Below are 22583 nucleotides of genomic sequence, written 5' to 3' on the forward strand. Positions count from 1 at the left end.
CTACTCCATATATCCTAGTAGTCGTAGTTGTTCCATAATTTTCTCTTTTTCATCATCTTCTATTCTGGCTGATTCATTATCTTTAACATGTTTATTAGTGGGAGTGCCGATCACGATCGGGTGCTCAGAGAGATAATCTTCATTAAAGATTGAATGTGGTACTTTTCCTTCGAGGTCACTTGGTACTTCTAATCCCAAGCTATACAATAAAGTTGCCCCGACATCAACAATATCGCATTTCTCTGTCACAACTCCTTGTTTTATTCCATGCCCATAAGCAAGAAAAACACCATCGGGATGATGAGTGCCTGCTATTTCTGAGCGTAACTCAACTACAGGTTTCTTATTTTTAATAGAAACAAAACCGAAATCACGTAAAACTAGCAATAAATCTGCTGCATCTTCCATACTAGCGCCTGGGAATACTTCTTCTCTAGTATGTATCTCGGTAATAATCCTTTCTCCTGTAATAGGATCTTTTAATTCTTCCAGATCACTTATTAGTCTTGCCCTAACAGTTTCATAATCGCTTGGTTTGATACCGGCTTCACCGGGATTTCTGGCAACACGGATATTAATTCCATTACTGGAAGGCGTACGGCAATAAGCAATTGTCTTTTCCCAATCTAGATACGCAAACATGCTATCCTCTCGTCGCTTTCCTGCTTCGGTATCAGGTACATCTTTCCATTCCAGATATCCTTTTTCATGTAGATAAGAATTAATTCGTACCACTTCAGTTGTTGAAGTAAAACCATGGTCTGATGCCATAAATACTTGTACATTCGGTCCCGCTGTTGTAACCAAATGTTCTATAAAACTGTCAAGCTGGCGAAAATAATCGTGGCACAACTTGCGCATTCTTAGGTGATATTCGCTGAGCTCGCCAGTCTGTAGATTAGGATCAACAAATAACCAAGCTTGGTGTTGCAGTTTATCAACACCATCGAACATTACCGCCATCAAATCTGGTGATTCTTCACGCAGCAAATAATCAGCAATACAAAACCATTGTTTCTCACGCGGTAAATGATAACGTACCCAGTTTTCGCGATCCTCGTTAGTTAGCTCATCAAGCGCTTGCTTTTCCTGCTCAAAATCCCAGGCCAATTCTTTCGGATTAAAATCTGGAATAGTTTTTAACCGATCATATAAATCTTCTGGAGCTGAATTACGCCGCAAATGACGCCATGGAATGAAACCAGGCAGCATAAAGCCGTTTAAGTTTTTTGGAGGAGGCGCAGTGAAAGGAAAATTAAGTGCAGCTACTCGTTTACCCTGGCGACTAGCAATTGACCATAACATTTCTGCTTTACAATCGCGAGAATCGTATAGCGTAAAGAACACATCGTTTCCACGCTCTTCTGCACGAATAAAATCAAAAATACCATGATTTCCTGGATTTCTCCCAGTCATTAAAGAGACCCAAGCAGGAGGAGTCAAAGGATTAGGCGTTGAACGTAAAACACCCCGTACTCCTTTGTCGAATATTTTCGCCATAAATGGCATTACTGGACCTTCACCACTTTTTGCAACAAGATCATTCAGTACTGTAAAAGTAGCACCGTCCATGCCGATAAATAATGTACGAGTAGTCATTCGAGACTCATCTCCTATTGATTTTTTAGTTTAGATTCGAGAAAAACAGAAATCTGTTGAATTGATAAATCACCGACATATTTGCCATCTTCCATAAGAAGTTCATGGAATCCCAGCTTGCGTTCATAATTTTGCTCTAGTGCCACACATAACTGTATGATATCAACTGAAGAAAAATTCAGATCATTAACTAAGAATGTTTCCTGGCCAATTGCTTCATCCAAATTTAATTCCCAATCCTGAACTAAGTCTTCAATAATCATTATCACAGTCAGGATAATTTTTTCTTGCTTTACTAAGTCTTCCAATTTACTTCCCTTTCTTAATTTTTGTTAACTACTAGCCAGCGCAATTATCGAGTTATCTTTCCGAGTAACAACGACATCAATTTTAATCTCTGAATAAGTCACACAAGCATTTTCGCAATTTGTATCTATAAATGAAACTTCAAAAGCTGTTGGCTTGCCTTGGAGACCCAAACCAAGAAACTTTGATGCTGCTTCCTTAGCACACCAAAATCGCAGAAGCTTATCATTCAGTGCCGAGTTATCCAGACCCCGTACAAAAGCTTCTTCACGAGCAGTTAGTGTTTCAATCATTAAATCATTATTTCGGATTTTACTAACCTCTTCAATATCAATGCCTACGGGACATTGTGATTCGGAAACCGCCACTAAGCTCGCACAATTATTATGTGAAAGCGAGACTTCTGGTGGTTGTATAAGTGTGTTGCACCATAATCCATCAACGTACGGCGCTCCGTATTGATCATGATGTACATAAATATCTGATGGATAGAGTAATTGCCCGGTTTTTTGAAGAATCCAAAAACGAACAGCTTCCTTTATACATGCCCGGCCAAGCAACCACTGAGATTGATAACGCTTATTTGCTTGCAATTGTTTCCATGCATCGCGTTCTTCAAAAGATAAAAAGATATGGGACAAAATGCGTAAGAAAATTCCACCTGATTGCGTACAAAATTCATCAGATAAATTTGGCAACTCCCATACCAGAACTTCATCTTTTAACACCGGAAATTGATGTCCAAGCCAGCCATTAAGGGGATCACGTCTTACTTGATAGAATCTGTTTGGAACAGGAAAAAAGATATTTATCAAATTAGCTAACCTAACAATCGGATATCCATTCTGATCAATACATTCAAACTGCCAAGTACGTGCAGATGAAATTTCTTTGCTTGTATCATCCAATAAGTATTGCCGGGCCTTTAGTATTAGGCCCGTTATATTTGCGGGACACTGGGTATAGAGCTCGATTCGTTGAATAGTGGATGGAAAACTATTAAAGTCAGTGCCAATCTGCTGTGCTATCCAATACGCAGAAAGTTGCCCCATCGCATCGAGTAATACTGGATTAATTATTAATTTGGGTGTTTCGCCTGCAGTAAGAAATCCATCTAAGCTAACATTCGAAAGATTTGCATCAATACCTTCTTCATTCCAACCTTCAATATGAGCTATACTTTGAAAAATAGGGCCATGAAACATTCCGGTCGAGTACAATTCAGGCCCATTCCAGCGAGATACTTTTTTTTCCTTAAGCTCAGACAATTTTGCGCAACGCCAGTCGGGTTTAAATCGGAAATCTGCACTTACAGCAACTCCTTGGGCTGTTATAATTTTTGCACAGAAAATCCTGGATTCTATATCAGTTAATTCAGCATGTACTTCAAATGTAATTTCTCCATCATCAAGCGTAATCCAATTCATGGCTTTGACATTTTCAATTACAAATACTTCAATGCTATTGGCCAGAATTGCACATGCTTCCGCCATTATCTCTAAACTAACCATGAAAGGTATGCAAGAAAGGCCTCGCAAATCGGGTTCACTTTTTGATACGATACCTGACAAAACATGATCTATAATAAATTGGTCGTCTTTAATATTAAAATAGCATCGCGCTTTCAGATGTTGTTGATCCAACTCCACAATTGAATCCAGTAAACTCGTATATTCTATTACTGAAGATGACGGTTGCTCTTCTGCTATTAATTCAGTTTGTAATTGCCAATTTTTAACTACAGAACTTTGTTGCTCCAAGAAGCTACGCATTACATCAAAATAATCCGACATAACATTTTCTTGAGTTATTGATCCTTTCGATTTATTTTCTTCACTTTTTATTACTATGTCACTCGAGGACAAACTCATTACATCAGTTTCTTTATCATGATTAATTGCTAATTTTTGCAAACTAACGCGATCGGCATCACTCAAACGTATTTTTGGCATAGTATTGTCCAGTAGTACACTCGAATGTTTTATTTGTATACTATTAGAGAGGTCAACTGGTGCAATGAAACGTGAGTTAAATAAATTTCCAATTTTTACTTGCTTACCATCAACATATAAAAATGCCAGCGTCGTCAGAAAATGATCAAGGTTGTTACGGTGACGAAGATTCGTGGCAAGTGAAACATGTGGTTTTTTAGTTAAAGTATCTTTTACAAATGCACTCAGGTTGCCAGAAGGTCCAACTTCAATAAAATAGCGCACTCCATCATGATACATTTTCAAGAGAGTTTCTCTGAAGCGGACTTTGGTAGACCATTGTGCGGCAGCTAATTGCTGTACTGATGGTGTGGTATCTGGGAATAAATCAGCCGATGAACAAGAATAAAGTGGTACTCTTGGGCAGACTAACTTGATTTTTTTATAATATTTCAAAAATGCCTTGCTTGCTTCAGAGAATGCGGCTGTATGATAACCACGGTCAAAAGGTAACGGAAAGCAGATTCCTCCTTCCGCACTAAGAGACTTATGGATTGATTCAATCGGACCGGCATCGCCATAAAGTATCAGCTGATTTGTACAGTTATCCATCGCAATAACTATATTTTCATTAAGTGCATCAATATGTTTTTCAACAACTGTCAATGGCAATGCACCGACAGTCAGCAATTTACCCACTGGTATCTTGCCATCCTTTAATATCTGTTGATAAACTTTATTAAGCTGTCGAATAAACTCAGCCAATTGTTGTGGATTATCTGCAGGAATTGCACCAGATGCTGCGAGTGCGGATGATTCCCCAGAACTGTGGCCAACCATGACATCGGGTTCCACCCCCAGTGAACGAAGTAAAGCATACATAGCTTGACCGCCAATAAATGCTGCTTCTGAGCCAACATCCATATCATTGAGTCGTTTTTCCAACTCTGATTGACGTTGCTCAGTCAGCTCACTGATTGGAGGAAATATAACATCTGTTCGTGTAGAACCAGGAGGATCATCATATAAGCTTCGCCAGAAATCGAACCATTGACGAACTTCATCAAAGCACATTGCGAGATCAGATAACATACCAATATACTGTGAACCTTCTCCCGGAAATAGGAATGCAAGCTTTCCAGCAGATCTTGTCTCACTGTACACAATACCGCTTTTTGTTGTCCATCTCGCGGAATCACTTTTACGTAATCGCCGCAGTGAATCTTCAATTTTTCTCGTGAGATCTTCGTTATCTTTGGCTATGATAGCGAGGCGATATTGGCCTTCTTTATCTTTTGCAGCTAATGCTGCTGCAATATCAACTATCCGTCGTTCAGGATAAAGATCTATGAAATCTGCAGCTTGCTTAAGATTCTTCGTCAATTCCTCGCGATTATCAGCAGAAAAAATGCAGATTTCTGCCTCCCACGGAGTAAATTTCTCTGGCTTCACCGCTAATTCGGGCGCTTCTTCCAGAATCGCGTGAGTATTAATCCCACCGAAACCAAAAGAATTGATCCCTACCCGGCGAGGTACGTTTAATTGACTAACCCAAGGAGATTTTTGCGTATTAATATAAAACGGCGTGCTTGCAATTCCCAACTCCGGATTAACATTGTCACATAGTGTTGGTGGCAAAATTCTATGATGTAGGGCAAGCGCGCTTTTAATTAATCCAGCGATTCCTGCAGCAGGAATACAATGACTGATCATCGATTTTACTGACCCTAGCGCTATGCTCCCATAATTTTCTTTGCGCTTACCAAAAACATTCTCTAATGCAGCTATTTCAGTTTTGTCGCCGAGCGGAATACCAGTACCATGCGCTTCGATTAGACTGATAGAAGCCGGATCAATACCACTCTTGCTATATGCTCTTTGTATAGCTAATGTTTCACCTTCGATACTTGGTGCTAGCAGGCCATGCCCCCGTCCATCACTGGCTTGCCCGATTCCTCTGACAACTGCATAAATACGATCCCCGGCGGAAATTGCATCAGATAATTTCTTTAGAGCGACAACACCGAGACCTTCACCAAGTAATGTTCCATCGCTACCCTCTTCAAATGGACGAACTTTACGACGTTCGCTTAATGCGCCAAGTTGAGTAAAAATAACTGCAACTTCAGCTGGTAGGGAAGCATTAACCCCTCCAGCCAACATCATACGACTACGCCCTGCACGTAGCTCATCAATCGCTGCGTTCACAGCCAACAATGAAGATGAGCAAGCAGCATCAATTAAATAGTTTGGGCCTTTGAAATTTAATCGATTAGCGATTCTACCAGTCATTACGTTTGGAACTAAACCGGGAGCGATATCTGAATTGGATTGTGGCAACTTACTTTCTAGCAATGCCCTTATCTCGATCAATTTTCCTTCACTGATAAAAGGGCAGGTAACTTGAAGCAACTCAATAGTTTGGTCTAACACAATATGATTTTGTATCAGCGTGCCCTGCCCTCTGTGCAGATAAGTACTGTGGCCAAGTATAATGCCGGTATCATTATGATCATGGTCGCCAGTTAAATATCCAGCATCAAGGAGCGCATCACGGGCTACCCGAAGCGCCATGAACTGATCAGGTTCTCCGCCATCCAATGAACTTGGCATAATACCAAACTCTCGTGGACTAAAATGATACAGATCTTTAAGATATCCTCCAAAAGCTGTTTTAATTCGACCAGATTTAAGGTAACGATCGGCATCCCATTTCGATGTCGGTTCGGTGATTGCGTCCACGCCAGTGACAATATTTTTCCAGAATTCTTGTATATTAGATGCCTGGGGAAATACACAGGCCATACCTATAATTGCGATTGGTTCCAAGTCGGTATGGACGGTCCCCATTACAATTCTCCAGAAAAAAGTTCAATAGCGTTTGACGTAATTCTTGCGCTTCCCCCAAGCCGATTTAAAGCTTTGCTCGATATGCATTCCATATTCTCAATCAAGAAAACCATTTGGCCAGCAATATCTGAAAAATAAATATTAGCGCGCAATAAATTAGAGTCTTGCGATGGTATTAGCTCAAATTCCATATATAACTGATCAGGCAATGTTTCTTGGTAGCGTACAACCCGACCGAATTTTGTCGGCAATGCTGTTTCGTCACGAAAATTTCGTGTCCACAAAATACCCATTTGAGCAGCAGAATCGATGATCGCAGGATCAAAGATCCATTTATCATGCTTATCAGCGTTAATAATCCAATTAGCCGGGCAGGTGGTTTTTACAGTTGCGCTTGCGCCAAGCGTTGATAATCCCTCAATATCTTCGATAACTTGAAAGCAAGGACCATGAAACAATAATTCATTGTATGCTTTGGTTACTGTCAGTTTCTTCTCGGAATGAAATTTATTGACTTGTTCAATACCGTGCGGTAGTTTTTGTTCTAAACGCAAGGTAGATTTGTAGTGGATTAATGGCTTACTATCTTTCTTTTCGGACTGCAGTATCGCATTGACTTCAAAACCAGCACTGCTGCCATAAGGGGGAGGACTGATAACAATACTAAAGTTACGCACATCATCCTTTAGTTCAATTCCTTTTAGGAGGCAGAAATTCTGTATTTCAACTACCTTCCAGCCATTCCAAAGGTGCTGTGCAATCTCGGCAAACATTTCCAGCGCTGCTGCCGCTGGCAGCACTGGAATTCCATCAATGCGATGATGCTGCAGATAATTTTGCTTAGCATCAATATGAAAATTAATTGCTTGATTATTCTTCGTCAATATAACTTTTTCTGAGCGGCCTATCAGTGGTCCTATATGATGTGCATCTGATATCTGAGAACTTTTCTTGATCTCACCAATAGTTGATTCACGCTTTTCCCATGGGCCTTCGCCACAAATAATTTCAACATCAGTATTATTAATGCGCATTAATTCATCTTTAAATAACTGATGTCCTATTCCGGCTGTTACAAGTCTTACTCCATTTTTTGCAAATTTCGCTTCAGTCTCTGCGGTCACCATTCCTGCCCCAAATTTTGTTTGACCCCAAGGACCCCAACAAAAAGCGATAATATTTACCTGATTGTTCCAATTCATCTTCAATTGGCAACATAATCGATTCATAATCTCGTTTGCAGTAGCATAATCCGATTGACCACTATTCCCATAACGTCCAGCAACAGAACTAAAAACTGTGAGAAACTTAAGTGACTCAAGGCGCAGATATTTTTGCAATATTAAAAGACCCATAACTTTAGTTTCAACTACGCGCGTCCAGCTATCAATTTTTTTATCTGCAAGTAATTTATCTTCAATGATACCTGCTCCATGTACTACGCCATCAATTCTGCCATGCCGCGTATAAACATCACTCAGCAAGTGATGCATTTCATCTTCATTTGTCACATCAACTGCGTGATATTCGACAATCGCACCACGTTGTTTGAAATCTTCAATATTACTGTACATCTCTCTTGTGGCAAGTACTGCATTAATTTTCTGGCCAATCTTAGCTGGTGTGATAGAGGTATTATTGCTTCGTGCTTCAGAAATAAAGTATTGGCGCAGAGCGTCGGCAGTGGTTAGCGTTTTTAGAATCTCTGGTTCTTTATCTGCTAATGCACTGCGTCCGGTAAGAATCAGTGTGTTACCTGGGAGCGCCAATTCCCGCAAAACCTCGGCAGTCACACCTCTAGCGCCACCTGTTGCAAGAACTATAATGTCTTGCAATTTTTTACTATTAGCTACATCGATATTAACGGGTGAAAATACGGTGTGAAAAACCGTACGTTTGCCATCGGGATAACCGACCTCCAGGCGTCCGCCAACCAATTCCATTTCATCAAGTAAAATTGATGAAATCTCAGAAGAATTCTGCGACGGATCAATATCAATTGCTCTGATACGCAGAGTCGGACGTTCGTCGAATAATGATTTAAGCATCCCGACAGCTCCGCTCTGTATACTTAATCCGCCATGTGAAATACTGCCATTGCGGTTAAAAAAACCGCCAAGAGCGCTTGCTGACACTATATGTGTATCTTTTACAAACTTGTCACTAAAATCGTGTAACAAAACAAAAAAAGATTTCTCATTGATTTGCAACTGCTTACGCCATTCATCCAACGTAGCATTGGTTTTAAGCCAATCTCTACTAAGCTGTGCAAGATGGATTACACCAGCAAGTTCGTGGAATTCATTTTTATGCGAGTTACACCAGTTAATCAATAAATCATCGTGTGACAATGTCTCTCGTTTGAGCAAGTTAACAGTACATCCACGGGAAATAAGTTTTTTCATTAACTCATCCGCGATACCTAGTTCATCTTCGGTGATGAGATAATGCCCTTGTTTTAGCTGTTTTAGTGCGGTTTTGTCAATATTCTCTTGCTTGGATTCAATAATATGCCGAGGTGGATGACTGATAACAGAAGTCATTCCTCCCACCTCGGCAAAATTAAAAGGGACAGTTACGGTCCCTCCAGCTTTTAAATTAGCCAATATGTCGAGTATCCCATTTAGCGTCGATTGAGTATTGAGCTTGCTACGATTCTCACCTAGCTCCTGGCGATAGTTTTCAGGAAGTTTTTGCAATAATGTGCCAACAATCTCTATTCTTTTTATAGAATCAATACCAAGATCGGATTCGAGATTCTGATCCAGTCCAATCATATCGGGCGGATAACCAGTTTTGTCTTCAATCACACCCAGCAGTATCTTAGTTATGCTGTCTCGATCAAGAGATGAAGCCACTTTATTCTTTTCCTTACTTTTATCCGCAATATCAATTACCTGGGCAGAAGTTACGTTAGAAGTGTTTTGAATAGTTGTCTCATTTGCCGATACAGCCGCGACAGTCTTTTTATCAGGTATCTGCATCACTTGATTCTGCTTTGCAGGCTCCTGCTCCTGCACGGCTTCGTATGCCTGAACTTTTGAGGGGGTATATGAACTAATAATCCTTTGTTCTCGTATACTACCTTGATCAACAATCGGCTCACCGATATATGCTGTCATGACGCGTTCTTGAGTTTCAAGAAACTGACGCATAGTCTCAAAATATTCTGACATAACCGCAGAATTTCCAGAGTTTGTCAATGGTCGTCGCTCTCTCATTTGATTCTCCTTTTTCCATGTTTTTTGTTGCTGTATTTGCTTTGCATTAGCCAAACCGGCGGCATTTACCTGACTTACTTGATTTATCTGATACTCAGAAACTTGTGCTTCATCAGTGCTAGCCTGAACAGTCGCAATGGTCAAAGATTGATTAACCACTTGATCGGCGGTAACACCGATCTGCTTAATCGGTTGATTTGCTTGTCTGACACCACTACCATTCAGCATCCAGACATGTTTTGGCACCGCATTATGCCGTTGAAGTGATTCCAACTTGGCAGGATCCCCACTCATACAATCTCGGTGCGAGAAAAGTTTCATTACATCTAGATTTACACCGGCACATATTAATTGCCCAAGCGCATTCAGCATGCCTGATAACCCACTTCCATCATCAATAGAAATTGCTTTATGCGGCTGATTAGTTAATATCTTATCGGTTAGTTTTGATAAAACAGATTTTGGACCAAGTTCAAGAAATATTCTTGCGCCATCTTGATACATTGATTCAATTTCAGATACAAATTCGACCGAACTCACAAGATGTTCCGCCATTAACTTCTTGGTAACGCTCACTTCAGCAGCATGTGGTTTTGCTGTTGTATTTGAATAAACAGGAATACGACATGGTTGCCATTCCATATTATCGATTAAATTTGCCAAAGCATGTTGTGCTGGCTTAACCAAACTTGAATGAAATGCAGCTGCCACAGGTATTTGATTGGTGATTATTCCTGCTGCTAATAATTTTTTTTCTGCGGATTCAATGGCGGAGTGTGAACCAGAAAGAACACTCTGTAATGGCGCATTATGATTTGCAATTACAACGTCATTTTGGTCTGACAATGCTGCTTCAATATCTTCCCGGCATGCCTGAACTGCAAGCATGGTACCGAGTTCATTTATTTCTTTTTTTGCTGCATCAATGATAAATCTTCCACGTGCAGAAGATAAGGTCATTAATGTATTTAAATCGATTGCGCCACTTGCGTGCAATGCGACAAACTCACCGTAACTATGGCCAGCGAGCATGTCCGGTTCAATTCCAAATGTTTGCAATAACTTCCAAAGCCCTGCTTCAATAGCACCCAACGCAGGCTGAGCAATATCAGTACTAGTTAAAGTCTGTTGTGCTTTGGCTTTGGCCTCTTCACTGTAGCAGCCGCGTGGAAAAATAAAGTGACTTAAACGTTTACTTTCACCATAACGGTGCGAGAAAGCTTCATTTAAAATTCTATCAGCTTCGGTTAATATTTCAGCATAAATTGGAAAATGTAGTGAAACTTCACGTAACATCCCTGTGTACTGAGAGCCTTGCCCAGGGAACAGTATTGCAAGTTTCCCGGCAGGAACTTTACCCGATCCATGATAAACGCCTGCAGGTAGCTTTACATTTTTGTCCTGAAAATAAGCTAATAAAACTTTAATCTTTTCTATCAATTCAGTTAAATCTTTCGCAACAATTGCGACAATTTCATTATTCATTTGCCATTTTTTGGCTAAACTGTTCGCAATATCGCGCAATTCTAGACTTTGTATATTTTGTAGAGCCTTTTCAATATCCCCTAATTGAGCAACTAGCCCTCCACGGCTATCGTCACTCCACAATAGCAATTCAGCTGGCCACTGTTGAGAAGTTACAGGGCGAAGCCATTCACGGTATTCCTGTGTATATTCTTCTAGCGCGATATGAAAATTTGTGCCGCCAAAGCCGAATGAACTTACCGACGCTCGCCGTGGAACAGTCTCAGACACTATCCAAGGCTGCGCTTGATCTATAAGTTGAAAGGGACAATCAGCTTGTTGTAAGACCTGATTGGGCTGACTTGCCCAACGATGAGGAGGGAGAACACGACGATGTAATGCAAGAGCAGCCTTGATTAACCCAGCTATACCAGCAGTAGCTTTGGTGTGACCTATCATTGTTTTTACTGAACCAATTACTGCTTGCTTGGGATTGTACTCACTCTCCTTAATTAATTTCATTGTACTTTCAAGCTCAGCTGTGTCGCCTGCGACAGTACCAGTACCATGCGCCTCGAAAAGACCGACTGTATTGGGATCGAAACCAGCTTGAACATAAGCACGGCGCATAGCACGTAATTGTCCTTCGGGTAATGGAGCGGTCATTCCTTTCGCATTACCATCGCTGCTGCCCCCGGTACCTTTAATCACTGCATAAATGCGATCACCATCACGTTCCGCATCATTTAGACGTTTAAGTGCAACCATTGCAATACCTTCAGAAATGACTATTCCATCAGCAGAAGCATCAAATGAAGAACAACGACCTCGCGGTGAAAGTGCTTGGGTTTTGCTGAAGCATAAATACCCAAACGGACCTTGTACAGTATCGATACCACCCGTAATAACGAAATCACTGCGTCCTGAAGTTAGCTCCGACACACTTTGATATAGTGCAGCCAACGCAGATGCACAGGCTGCATCAGTAGTAAAATTTACTCCACCCAGATTAAGTCTGTTTGCGATGCGCCCAGCGCTGACATTATTCAATAGTCCAGCAAATGAGTCTTCCGTCCACTCGGGTAAACGATCGGCAATATTCTCAGGTAAAGAACCGTAGAATCGAGGAAGTTCTGCACGCAATCCATACTGAGTCCCGACATCTCCAGTTCCACCGCTTACACCTAGGATAACTGAAGCACGATCGCGATTAAAGTCTCTGTCTTGGTATCCTGCATCAATTAAGGTGCGTTGAGCTACTTCCAATGCCATCAACTGCATCGGATCAATAGATTCTATCGACTTTGGCGGCATTCCATAGCGAATTGGGTCAAAAGGCATATCATCGAGAAATCCGCCCCATTTTGAATAAATCTTATCCTTCGCTGAGCGATCCTCATCAAAATATAAGCGCCAATCCCACCGATGTAACGGGATTTCAGTAATAGCATCAACTTTATTAAGAATATTATTCCAATAATCTTCGATTGAATTTGCTTTCGGGAGCAGACATGCCATGCCAACAATGGCAATATCAACAGGCTTCTCGGTGAGAAGCTGGGATTCCCTGCTAATCTTTGAAAATCGGGTAACAAGCAGTTCAGCAGCATCTTCAGTTACCTGTTGATGAAGCAATCTTATGTCAGTAACTTCCGATCTTAGCGTTGCAACTTGACCGAGCATATACATGCCTTCTTCGTGTTGCTTGTCTTCATCAAGATAGTGTAGTTTGCCTTTAGCACCTTTCCGAATGGAGCCTTTTGATGCAATCCGCAACCGGCCCATAATTAAATCATCTAATATTTTGCGACCTTCGTCAGCTGGCACATCTTTTTTACGCAGCAGCGAACGCTTACGAAAGAATTCCTTGGCAAATGGGGTGTACGCGCAACAACTTGCATGGCCATGACCTGATTCTAAATTAACTGTTCGGGTACATCTAATGACTTCTTCTTGATATAAGGGAAGTATCGCGGAACTACTGACGATTTCTCTCGTAAATAAATAAGCACTCCCCATCAGAATTCCTATTTTTACTTTTTTTGCAGCCAATGGAGCCACAAGAACTTGCACAATTGCAGAAGAAATCGCATCATGGATACCGCCAGCGAAGAGAATCTCTAATTCATCACCTTGTACTTTCCCGTTTTGCAATTCTATTAATAAACGGTCTACCATTGCGCTCCAGAGCACAAAACTACTCAGTGGTCCTATATGGCCTCCGCATTCACGACCCTCAAAAATAAAGCGGCGTGCACCTTCTTGGATAAAAAGCGAAATTAAATCTGCGGTAGGCACATGAAGGAAAGCAGGAATCTTTGCAGCTTCCAAGCGAACGGCTTGGTCTGGTCGACCACCAGCGATAATTGCGTATCTAGGATGAAACTCGATTGCTAATGTTAATTGCTCTTCAAATAATTCCTGAGGAACAAAACCTAGCAAACCAATTCCCCAAGGATTATCACCAAGCAAGTGGTCCGTCTCCGACAATAACTTTCTTAATGCAGATCCTTTCAGTAAGGCAAATGCCAACATTGGCAAGGCTCCACCGTTTGCTATGGCTGCAGCAAATTCAGCAGAATCGGACACTCTGGTCATTGGCCCTTGCACTAGAGGATAAGGAATACCCAAAGCTTCTGCCAGCGGAGCGTTCTGAGATATTATTTTAGCTTCAATTGCTTGGCACAGATTTTCTTCAATAGCCGTATCAACTGCTTTAAATAGATCAACTATATGCTTATATTTCTTTTGCCATGGACCAGCAAAGCAAATATCTTGGCCTATTGGCAATAATCCTTTTCGTAATTCCTTCCAGTTAATTTTAGTGTTTACCAAGCGCTTGAGCGTATCGTAGCCTTGTCCCTCACCCTCACGCATAAATGCCTGCACATCAATAAAACCAGGACGAACGAGTAAGCGGAAGTATTCACCAACTTCTCCATTACCAACTAGAACAGTCTCATTTCCTGCTAGATTACTAAACATAGAACGCAAGAAATCAGGTAATCGTGATTCATCCATCAACAATACTTGGGAATCAAAAACTCCACCAGCCGCACCTACTGCACTGCAGGCTGCTGCAACTTGAGGAGTCAAACCTCCATGGATATATAATGGCAAAGTAGTTTGCTTGTGCCATTTTTGAAATAGAATAAAACTACTATTTTCACCAACAAAACCGCCAGCTTCATTACCTTTAACAACCAATCCATCGACTAATTGATCGAGAGGTTGATTTGTCCAACAAGATTGTTTCAACTCGGCAAGAACCTTAACTCCCGCATGTCGTAGTTCTTGGAAAAAGGCTTTATAGATACTGACAATCTTGGAATCAACTATTAACCAATGCAAACCTTTTTTGGTGCAATCGTGAATTCCTGCGATAAGATATTCATCCAGTTGATCGACTTTAAGACCATATCCATGACAGGATTTTTTGGCCAACAGGTCAAGTTGATTCACAATTAATGTAGAATTTATTTCGTATTCAGCATTAAGAACTCCAACCCCCCCTGATCGGCAAGCAGAAATAATCAAAGTTATATCGCCATGTTCTATCGGTGTATAAACAAATTTTATGAATTCAGACATAATTTTATCTTAATTACCTGTTAGTTTTAGGAAGTTAAATACTTGCTAAAAAATATTAAGTTACTGATATTTATAAATTATAATTCATTCTCGAATCAGAAAGTCAAATTAGGTAACATATCCGCTGTAGTGCAGTGAATATACGGTTAATAGTGTAGCTAAGTTGAGTAATATTTAATTCTGCATCCATTAAATTCATTTGCACTAAATTATACTAGCGATTTGTATAACACTACACGCTTGTTTTTTAAGCGCGTTGTAGAACAGTTAAACTTGATTTGATGCAAAAAAATGATGGCTACAAAGTTGCGATGCTCATAAGCTAACAACCTACGTGATCATGTCGATACATTCAAAAAAATTCATATAGAATGTTGCGCCTAATTGCTCCAAGAAACATCGCAGGTTATTATCTAAACACAGAATACGGTATTTAACGCTCTGATTCATCCGAGTGATTTGCGCGTATACATGTCAGACAATTCTGATATTTTGGATCTAATAAACATTTTATGATGCAATCAGTTTATAATTGCTGATTTTGTATTTCAGTACTGCAAATTCATTCATAAGTTTTTCCAAGAAAGTTTTCGATAAGGATACTATGCGCAAAATCGTATACATATATAAAATAGTTAAATCACCTCCGGCAGAGCCGGAGGCTTATAGCTGGAGTCCCTCAAAAGGGCTGTTTGTGAGCCGCTAAAGCGGCATTTGCATATCCAATTTCAACTGATCATATCGCTCATCTTCTTTTTCCTGATCTCGTATGTACGCTTTGACCATTTCTTCATCCAAACCCACAGCCGAAACAAAATATCCACGCGCCCAAAAATTTTCTCCCGTGAAGTTCTTTCTTCTTCCCAATTGACGTGCTATTGCTATCGCACTTTTACCTTTGATAAAACCCACAACATGTGATACCGAGTACTTCGGTGGAATGCTTATGCACATGTGGATGTGATCCAGCATCAAATGTCCTTCTACAATCACGCTTTCTTTCTGATTTGCAAGATCATGCAGCACTGCCCCTATGTGCTTCCTAAGCTTACCAAATATCATCTTCTTTCGCCTCTTGGGTATAAATACCACATGGCATTTACAATCCCACCGTGCATGACTCAAACTTTGGTACTCCTTCATCTTTGACTCCTCGTCACGTGATTGGGACGAGAACGGTACGACGATTGCCGTAACGGTCAAACCTTCAGGAGTCCCCGGCAGAGCCAGGGGTTTACCTATTATTAATTATGCCAAGTTGACTTTCTAGTTTCTAGTTATCAGAGATGCAATTTTGACTGTCGTGATCTGAATAGATGATCTAAATCAAGCTATTTGCTAGAAAGCTTACTAGCGATAACCGAAATAATAACTACCAACTGATTTTTTGGTGATTGTCACACTCGGGCGTAGCCTACCAGAATTCATCTCGAATATATCTTTATCCAAAGGAAGCATGATCTCGTTAGACTTTTACACCAATTTCGATGTAATGCGTCTCTCTATTTTAAGCATGCAATATTACTTATATATTACCCACACACTATTAATAAGTTATATAGATCATATTATGTAATCCACATTGTTATTTCATCTCGAAAACATAAATCGAGTAATAATTTCCGGCAAATTCACAACTCTCATTATCGAAGGCAGCCCATGACCAGCATCAGGAAGGATCTGTACAGACACATTAGCGCCTGCACTCTTTAATTTTTGTTCGGTGCTGGATACAGAATTCCATTTAATTTTTGCCCGAGATTTTGGACCATAGCCGCCTTCAACCGGCACATTATCATCTAACTGACCATGGATATGGAGAACATTAACGCCACTAGCATTAGAACATGCTTCAACCATTAAAGGACCTGAGATAGCCAGAATGCCGGCAACATTTCCCTTTTCACACATTAATCGATAAGCCATCATCGATCCATTGGAATACCCTACTATAAAAATTTTCTTCGGATCAATTTCTTGCGTTTTAATCATTTCTCTAATGAATGATTCTATATAAGAAACATCATCGATATTTAATCTGGCTGCATCACCACAACAACCGCCTCCTGCATTCCATGTCAAATTGTTAGGGGTGAATCTACCCCCTGTACCGCCTAGATAAGCAACAGCGAACCCATTACTTTCTGCTACTGGTCGCATATTTAATGTGTTTGCAATCAAGTCGGGATTTCCTAACCCACCATGCAAGACAATCAGTAATGGAATTCCTGATTGATCTGGTCTATAAAAAAGATATTTTCTTCCATTAAAAATGGAATTTTGATAATGCTGAGCGTTAGTCGCTACAGCATTCTTCATCATTTCCTTAAATTTGCCTGGATTCAAATCATTACCGACAGCACGAGGGGAAGCGCACCCACCGAGGATTAAAGTAGATAAAATAACCAAAAATACATTTCTCATTATGTAAAACCCAAAAGATTTTATTTCATTCATAGATGTGCTCTTATATGTATCGGTATTGCCTCAGTGCAGCAGATTTTAGTCTTTTATTTTTATGCTATTAATTTTTGAAGAACCTCAGCAGCTAAACAAATACAAAACAACTTATTAGCATTGGATTAACCAAGGCCGAAAAGCTAAAGACAAAGTATGAATCTTTGAGTCTTATAAACCAGGATTTTCCATTAGAACCTCAAATTTTAATAAAATCAGCAAATTACTACAATATTCTGTTTTCTGAATACTCCAACAAATCAATCAATTAGTCTTCTAATGGAAAATCCGAAATAAATCAGGATTATTTTATCATCATGCGCTAGCCTTCTTAAACTTACTAGTATTAGGTCAAGATTAACTTTCTACGAAATGCTAAATAACTAAGCAACCCCAACCCAATAAGCAGCATGGAGTAAGCTTCCGGTTCAGGTACAACAGGTATAGATGCAACATTCACACCGATGACGAAATCATCCCAATCACCGTAAAGCGCACTGCCTGCACTGTCATTGTAGCCAATTACATACTGAAAAATACTTGATCCAATATGCACATCCGTTCCAATGAGTCCAATCGATGTACCTTTATACCAAGCCCCCCCGTTGATAGCGAATTTATCAGTATTACCTTCAAACATGAAGTTTAACGGCCCAGCTGCGCTAACCTGAGAGCTTACTGAAGTTCCGACTAAATCAGATTCAAGCAATGCGGTGCCACCTAAAATATCATAAAACTTGTCGACAAAGGTAACGGACTCCGCACCGAGAAATGTGTAAGTAACTATCCCAGATCCAGGACCAGTGAAGTCAAGATGACCCACGTTCAATGTTGAACCAATAGGCTCTGAAGTTAAGCCACTAATTCCATTGAACGGTTGAGTTAAAGTTACTGTGCTCGTTGTCACAAATGAAAGCCCTGCATGCGCGGTACCTGTCGTAATCAGCAATCCTGCCAGAACGAATACTTGTCTTATCGAAAATCCTTTATTCATTTTTATCCCCTGGGAATTTGTTATTTAGCTTACAAAGAAATCTAAAAAATCTCATGATAAATAATTCGTTAATATTATTGCTTGTAACAAGGTTATTTTAACTTAGTGAAGAAATAAACTCCATAGTCTGTTATTCCTTAAATATCAGGACATTTTCAGGACATTGTCAATCTAGATTGGGCTAATGAATTATGCTACTGTGTAAAATCATATTTAATTTGCGAATCTAATACGAAATTATAGCGTTCGTATTCGAAATATTAATTCTGAGTTCTTGCCAGTAATTTAGATGGTTAGACATTTCTTTTAATTTCGCATTTTTTTCTTAGCGATAAGTTTGTAATTGGAGAAAACAATGAGTAAAAATCTTTTAAGTTCGATACTTTTTTTTATACCTTTTTTGCGAAAAGGAACGTTCTGTAACGGACTATTGCTATTGTTTACTCTTTTCTATGTGCCACAATTTGCAACTGCTGCCAGTGCAATCAAGATAAATAATAATATATATATGGCTCAGGGCAGTAGCAATATTTCAAGTAACACCTTTATGGTAATCACCAATCAAGGAGCAGTGATCATTGATACATCCAGTCCCGCCGCTGCTCCACAACATTATGAGATGCTGAAAGCAGTTAGCAGTGCACCCATTCGTTATATCATTATAACGCACGGTCACGGTGATCACACTGGCGGCATCGATCTTTGGAAGGAAAGTGGAACTCAAGTTATAGCTCAGAATAACCTTATCGAGTTCTTAGATTACCAGACACGATTGAAAGGATTCTTTGCAGTACGCAACGCTAAACAAGCAGGTCAACCTATACCGGTCATTTCGAATCCTAATCCCGGTAACTTCGCAGGCCAAAATCCCGCAGATATTCTGTTCGATAAAAAATATCAATTTACACTTGGCGAGTTGACTTTCCAGCTCTTTAGCACACCCGGCGAAACGCCAGATCATCTGAGTGTCTGGATCCCCGAATTGCAAGCGGCTTTTGTTGGAGACAATTTTTATAACTCGTTTCCGAATATTTATAGCTTACGAGGCACGAAACCTCGGTGGGCATTAGATTATGTTCAATCGTTAAATAAAGTTTTATCCTGGAAACCAAGATTGATGTTGCCCAGTCATGGCATGCCGGTTTCTGGAAATGCAACGATTACGCAGAAGCTGACGCAATATCAAAATGCTATTCTCTATGTGCATGACGCAGTAGTTGCTGGTATGAATGCTGGCACCGATGTGTTTACTTTAATGAATAGCATACAATTGCCACCTGATTTATATGTAGGTGAAGCCTACGGACGAGTCAGTTGGTCTATTCGAGGAATCTATGAAGGCTACGCAGGATGGTTCGATGCTAACCCGTCGAGTATGTATTCTGATCCTCCACAAGTAGCCTTATCGGAGTTAGTAAGTCTTGCTAGCGGTGTCGATAATGTGATTCAACGTGCTCAGGAGATCCTTCTTTCGAGTGAAGATGCCGTGTTAGCGCTACATTTGGCTGATGCTGTTTTGGCCGCAGATGGAAATAATATCGGCGGTTGGACTGTGCGTCGCGATGCGCTGGTCAAGTTGAAAAGTCTCTCGACAAACGGAATTGAAAAGAATTGGCTGCAATCTGGCATTGATGAAGCCAATGCGAAATTAAATTCGCCCTGAAATCTAAGATCTCCTGCGCGACGACCATGTATAACCTCAGAGCTATGTCAGTTAGGTTTGCATACCTTAGATTGGATGAATCTAATTTAAATAGGCTATGTCACAATTGGTTGTTGAAAATGACCTGCAAACTAACACGATTTATTTTTAATCAATTGGTTATATTTTTTTATGGTTATCAAAAAATCATTTGCCATCAGTGAATTGGAAAATTCAACAACTAACTGCTACATAGCCTTTAAATACTATGAAGATAGTTAATCGATCATCCAATTTCACATATTTAATTAGGAGGAGCTATGTTCTACATAAAAAAAATACTTAGACACAAAAATCGAACATATAGATTTATACCCATATTTAGTTTGTTAGCATCAATATTGCTGATAGCACTCTCTGGTCTAACCTTAAATGCCTGGGCAGCCACTGTGCCACCAGAAGTACAGGTGACGAAGAGTGAAATCATTGACTTCGAATTCGATCAAACGCACGCATTGCTTACTTTTACGGATAGAAACTCGAAATTATGGATTGCCAAAGTTGATCCGGTAACCGGCGGATTTAAACCATCGAACGGTCGTGGTTTGTTGGTAGATACAGGAGCCGCATTCATGGCTGATTTCGGTAACGGCCCAGAATGGTTGATAAGCGCTGCGGGAACTGAAATAGTATATACAAAGTATCTACCAAATCAACCCCAAAGCCCAGCTACAGCTCGTGTTGCCCATGCAGTATCTAATAACGGTGTTTGGATACCCAATTTTATCGATGATGAAGTGGCGTATGCATCCCCTTTGGGCAATTCAGATAAGGATGATCCGATTCCGAGAATAACCTATCAGTCTTCTCTCCAATCCCGCGATAGCCATCCATTTTACTGGCGCGAATTATATGCACCCGCAAGCGAGGAACTTGTTCCAAACACGCAAGGTTCAGTAGGTTCGAGACGATGGGTAGAAGGGATGCGTGCGGTCGTTTTTTCATCTACCTTCACGAATGACAATGGAGTTGCTGAGACACAATGCTTTTTGTACGATGTTGACACCAAGGTACTGGAACAGCTAACCTTTGATGACGGAGAGAAGGGCGCAATTTTTATGTGGAAAGCGCCAGAATTTGATAATGAATACGTGTTCTTTTCTATGGTCAACCGGAATGAAATCAGAGTATATCGCAAGATAGCTGAAACTGCAGGTGCCGATCCAAGATGGACAGCTATTAGTAGCATTGTAGCTCCACGAGCTATTCCAAATATCTGGTCTCCTGAGTTTTTTACGCACAACGATAAATCTTATATTTTTTTCACGTTAAGCCCGAGTCCTGTTATTTTAGATATGCGGATTCCAACTTACTTGGCACTCACTGACCTTAGCAGCACAGGTTTCAGAATGCTTCATAACACCAAGAGTCTCATTCGGGTGAGATCGGATCCAGAATTATTCGTAACATCAAACGGGCCCTATATTTATTATAATAGCTACATACCCCAAACGGATACATCCCCTGCTATTCAAGATGGCGTATGGCGTGTTGACCCTGGACTTGGACCAACACAATAATCTTTAAAATGCTTTATGAGCCAATATCTTGCAGTAGTTATAGAGCCAATCATTAACCAGCATAGTTTGTCATAGTGGTGAAGGTTGGAATGCGGGGATTCTAATCAATCCTTTTTATTGATTGACTCATTCTCAAGAAGAGTCAATCAATTTGATCCGGGCAGAGAACCCAGACGGCGCACCACACTAGCGTCAAAAATGCAATATAGCACTCATCGTCGCAAGACTACGGTGAAATTACAAGTTAAAAACAATATATATCCTGGAATCATAGAGCAATCAAGATTTATATGTTTTTTTTACTACTATTTCCCCTTTTACACTCTAATGCTTGCCATACTGTTCTGACATCAACGAGCTCATGGTCAATCAACATTGTAATGGCAATCTCTTCAATAGCTGCACAAAGGCAGAATAAGGCAGCGATTCTGAATGGCCAGTCGAGCAAGCCGGTAAAAAGTAAAATATAGCTTAATACAGTTATAGCTACTGCGAGTTTAGCACTCCATGTGTGGTAGCTAATAACGCTGTGAAATTTAATAAAACCAACGATTACTGGCAGAATAAGACTGAGAATAATAATAATAAAATAAAGTTTCTCTCGTAGGATGATATCTGGCCATAATATCCAGGCGCAGGTTGCCATTGTCGAATAGATTATGAAATCACCCCAACTGTCAAGGCGCGAACCTATCGTGGTAATCTGGTTTAATATTCTGGCAAGAAATCCATCAATTACGTCGGTAAATACTGCAAATAATAATACCCCAATAAACCAGTACGGCTGTTGAATAAATGCAAAGTAATACAGTACTGGTGCCATCAATATCCGAATTAGGCTAACCAGGTTAGGCAGATTGACTATTTGATCTTTAGCGTGATCCATAATAATAACCTTCCAACAATTAACTGGACTTCTTGAGCATCGTCCAGTGGTAAAGACAATAA

Annotated in this window: 10 protein-coding genes; 2 read left to right on the forward strand and 8 right to left on the reverse strand. The window is 40.2% G+C overall.

The annotated features are described in order from the left end of the window. From NIT79A3_RS09445 to NIT79A3_RS09475, 7 genes are all read right to left on the reverse strand, one after another. Window positions 1–1599 carry an alkaline phosphatase family protein gene (locus NIT79A3_RS09445; RefSeq protein ID WP_013965974.1) on the reverse strand — a complete coding sequence of 533 codons (1599 nt, stop codon included), beginning with the start codon at window positions 1597–1599 and terminating at the stop codon, window positions 1–3. A 14-nt stretch (window positions 1600–1613) separates the two neighbouring features. After that, the gene (locus NIT79A3_RS09450; protein ID WP_013965975.1) at window positions 1614–1907 is read right to left on the reverse strand and encodes a hypothetical protein; all 294 of its coding nucleotides are present in this window, start codon (window positions 1905–1907) and stop codon (window positions 1614–1616) included. Between the two features lie 24 nt (window positions 1908–1931). Then, window positions 1932–6686, reverse strand: coding sequence for a type I polyketide synthase (locus NIT79A3_RS09455; protein ID WP_013965976.1), 4755 nt, complete (start codon window positions 6684–6686; stop codon window positions 1932–1934). Beyond that, complete coding sequence (locus NIT79A3_RS09460) at window positions 6686–14962, reverse strand: type I polyketide synthase (protein WP_013965977.1); 8277 nt, start codon at window positions 14960–14962, stop codon at window positions 6686–6688. The genes NIT79A3_RS09455 and NIT79A3_RS09460 overlap by 1 nt, the downstream gene beginning before the upstream one ends. Window positions 14963–15664: 702 nt before the next feature. Continuing rightward, entirely contained in the window at window positions 15665–16105 is a 441-nt protein-coding gene (tnpA, locus tag NIT79A3_RS09465) for an IS200/IS605 family transposase (protein ID WP_013965978.1), read from the reverse strand. Window positions 16106–16552: 447 nt separating this feature from the next. Beyond that, the gene (locus NIT79A3_RS09470; RefSeq protein ID WP_013965979.1) at window positions 16553–17419 is read right to left on the reverse strand and encodes a PHB depolymerase family esterase; all 867 of its coding nucleotides are present in this window, start codon (window positions 17417–17419) and stop codon (window positions 16553–16555) included. Between the two features lie 346 nt (window positions 17420–17765). After that, window positions 17766–18413, reverse strand: coding sequence for a PEP-CTERM sorting domain-containing protein (locus NIT79A3_RS09475; protein WP_013965980.1), 648 nt, complete (start codon window positions 18411–18413; stop codon window positions 17766–17768). Window positions 18414–18768: 355 nt separating this feature from the next. On the opposite strand from NIT79A3_RS09475, the gene NIT79A3_RS09480 reads away from it, so the two are divergent. Both NIT79A3_RS09480 and NIT79A3_RS09485 read left to right on the forward strand, forming a co-directional pair. Beyond that, window positions 18769–20076, forward strand: a complete 1308-nt coding sequence (locus NIT79A3_RS09480) for an alkyl/aryl-sulfatase (RefSeq protein ID WP_013965981.1) — start codon at window positions 18769–18771, stop codon at window positions 20074–20076. 299 nt (window positions 20077–20375) lie between these two features. Further along, entirely contained in the window at window positions 20376–21635 is a 1260-nt protein-coding gene (locus NIT79A3_RS09485; RefSeq protein ID WP_013965982.1) for a hypothetical protein, read from the forward strand. A 286-nt stretch (window positions 21636–21921) separates the two neighbouring features. On the opposite strand, the gene NIT79A3_RS09490 is transcribed toward NIT79A3_RS09485, so the two are convergent. Beyond that, entirely contained in the window at window positions 21922–22521 is a 600-nt protein-coding gene (locus NIT79A3_RS09490; protein ID WP_013965983.1) for a CDP-alcohol phosphatidyltransferase family protein, read from the reverse strand. Window positions 22522–22583 lie beyond the last annotated feature (62 nt).

This window comes from Nitrosomonas sp. Is79A3 (assembly GCF_000219585.1).
Lineage (GTDB): Bacteria > Pseudomonadota > Gammaproteobacteria > Burkholderiales > Nitrosomonadaceae > Nitrosomonas.